This window comes from Bradyrhizobium sp. P2_E8 (assembly GCF_056403875.1).
Map to the genome: position 1 here is coordinate 1 of NZ_JBFUES010001044.1, position 2,504 is coordinate 2,504.

Sequence of the window (2,504 nt, forward strand, 5' to 3'; positions counted from 1 at the left end):
GATCGAGCCGGGATCCCCCTCAAGCGAATGCGGCTCGACGATGCGGGCCTGGAGCAGCTTGAAGGTAGCAGGCAGCCGCTCGGTGCTCGCCCAGCCGAGCAGCCCGCGCATTTCGGTGAAGCTGACGACGTAGAAGGCGCTGGTTACGACCACCGCGACCGCCTTCAGCGACCAGTGCAGCCGCGCATAGACCAGCACGACCAGCAGCAGCGCACCGATGACGGCATAGGCGACCGACAGCGTCAGGATGACCGTTTGCAGGTTACTCACGGCGCACCCTCACCCGCGTCCTCGGGTCGATATCGGCGCCGTTGCGCCAGCTGTTGCGGAACGTCTCCAGCAGCGATTTCGGCCGCTGGTCCACGTTGACGACCTTTCCTTCCGCATCGAGCCGGAACCGCACCGCGGTCTTCTCGTCGCCGGTGTGGTCGAGCGTGAACTTGTTGTCGAAGACCACTTGTGCGGTCGGATTGAGCTTCTGTACCTTCACATTGGCCGTGACGGGCTCGCCGGTCGTCGCCACGAAATGCGAGACGTTGACGGTGTATTCGCCGGCGACAATGCCGCGCACGGTGACGATCTCCTCGCGGATGGGCGAGGCGATCTTCTTGCCGGCAACCATGATGAAATCGTTGGCCCCGCCGCGATCGTCGCGGTCGAGCGTGAGGAAGCCGGCCTCGCGGTGGCGATACCAGGCGATGTTGCCGGCGGGATCCTGCACGAACAGGTCGAGATCGTCGGGGTGGTTATCCGGCCAGTCCAGCGTGATCATGAACTCGGCCTTGGAGTCGATCTTGCCGTCCTTGGCGTCGGGAGAGACCGCGAGCAACGCGAGGAAGAACAGGAACGCGATCACCTGGAGCGCCTTGAACAGCATCACGCCGAGCGGATCGAACGGCTCCTCGCGCGGATAGAGACCGAAATCATCCATCATGACGGGGTTCCGGCACCCTTGCGTTCCRGCACCGGCGTCACATAGGTCTCGGTCAGCACCACCGCATCCGAGAACACCTGCTGGGTCGCGGCATCCAGCATGTAGTACTGGATGCGGACCAGGATCGAGCCGACGAGACCCGCCAGCGTCGTGTACATGGCCACCGCCATGCCGTCGCTCATCAGCCCCATCGAGGAGCGCATCGCGACCTTGTCGGCGGCGTCCAACCCCGCGATCGGCGCCAGCATGATGATGAAGCCGATGATGGTGCCGAGCAGGCCGAGCTTCATCAGCGTGTCCGAGACGAAGGCGCCGAAACCGTTAGAGCCGCGCAGGCGGTCGGCTAGCGTCCGCAGYAGCAGCGTCTGGTCCACCGGGCGGTAGTCCTGCGCGGCGGCCTTGGTGACCAGGCTGTCGATATGGTCCCGCACCAATCCACGCGGCAGTGCGGTCGCGCTCGCATCGAGCACCTTGCTGCCATCGGGCGCCGCGAGCACCGCCCGGCAGCGCCTCGCCGCCGCCCCCTCGCGCGCGATCGCCCGCGTGYGCAGGAAGCAATGGCCGCAGGTGACGACATACAGCAGCGCGATCACGCTGGAAATGTAGGTGCGGTCCGAGGTCAGCATCAGGTGGATCAGACCGAAGCGCCACAGCAGCACGACGGCGAAGACCGACAGCCCGGTGAAGATCATCCAGAACAGCAGCGCGCTGCGCTCGGATGGGTCGGCGGCAGCGCCCGCGATCGGCCCAATCGTCATCGAACTCATCTGCACCGCTCCTGACCTTGTTCCTCACCGATTAGATCAAAGCCGCCGTGCCCGGTCCAAAGAGCCATGCCCAATCCGGCTTGGGAAATTTGCCCGAGCTGCGATCCTGCCGTTCCCTGCGATTGGCAAGGCGCGGCGGCGTTGTTAGGCTGACCTTACCAAACTTTGGGGTGATCGCATGCGCCTCGTGCTTCAGCTTGTCGCCCGTCTGCTGCTCATCGTGGCGCTCTGCCTGGGCGCGGCGACCGTATGGGCCACGTTCGACGCCTATCGCAGCGTCGACCGGGCGACCGCGGCGTCGGCGCAGCGGGTCGCGCAGGCGCTTCAGGCGCTGTACTGGCACGAGCTGTTGTTGCGCAGCAGCAGAGCGCGCGAACATCTGCTGCCGGTTCCGGAGTGGCGCACGCTGGACACGATGAAGCTGATCTCGCCCGGTGTCTGCGTCGAGTTCCAGCCCGCCGCCGCATTCGAAAAGCCGCTTTGCGGCCAGAGCGAGGGGCTCGGCAAGACGCCGCCGCGCTGGTTCGCATCGATCGTGCCGACCTTCCTCGGCAGCCACGCGGAGGTGGTGCGGCCCGTCAGTCCGCGCGCCGCGGCCGCCGGCACGGTGGTTGCGACGCCCGATGCCGCGGCCGCGATCTCGCTCGCCTGGGACTACATCCTCAACGTCATCGACGTTGCGCTGCTGATGGCGGCGGCGATTGCGCTGCTGGCGTCGCTTGCGATCGCGCATACGCTGGCGCCGGCACGCGCGATCGTCACAGCACTCCAGCGCATGGCACGCGGCCATCATCGGACAAAAC

The 2,504-nt window shown here is 66.1% G+C and carries 2 protein-coding genes and 2 pseudogenes; 1 reads left to right on the plus strand and 3 read right to left on the minus strand.

Annotated elements, in window-relative coordinates; genetic code table 11:
- The 3 genes and pseudogenes from AC1D00_RS36365 to AC1D00_RS36375 form a co-directional block, all read right to left on the minus strand.
- Positions 1-270, minus strand: a pseudogene (locus tag AC1D00_RS36365) (hypothetical protein); the annotation flags it as partial.
- On the minus strand, positions 263-934 hold the full coding sequence (locus AC1D00_RS36370; protein WP_027548675.1) for a hypothetical protein: 672 nt from the start codon (positions 932-934) through the stop codon (positions 263-265). The pseudogene AC1D00_RS36365 and the gene AC1D00_RS36370, both read right to left, overlap by 8 nt.
- A complete protein-coding gene (locus tag AC1D00_RS36375) occupies positions 931-1,701 on the minus strand; it encodes a MotA/TolQ/ExbB proton channel family protein (protein ID WP_477013991.1) in 771 nt (256 codons plus the stop codon). The genes AC1D00_RS36370 and AC1D00_RS36375 overlap by 4 nt, the downstream gene beginning before the upstream one ends.
- Positions 1,702-1,879: 178 nt before the next feature.
- On the opposite strand from AC1D00_RS36375, the pseudogene AC1D00_RS36380 reads away from it, so the two are divergent.
- A pseudogene (locus AC1D00_RS36380) lies at positions 1,880-2,504 on the plus strand (sensor histidine kinase); the annotation flags it as partial.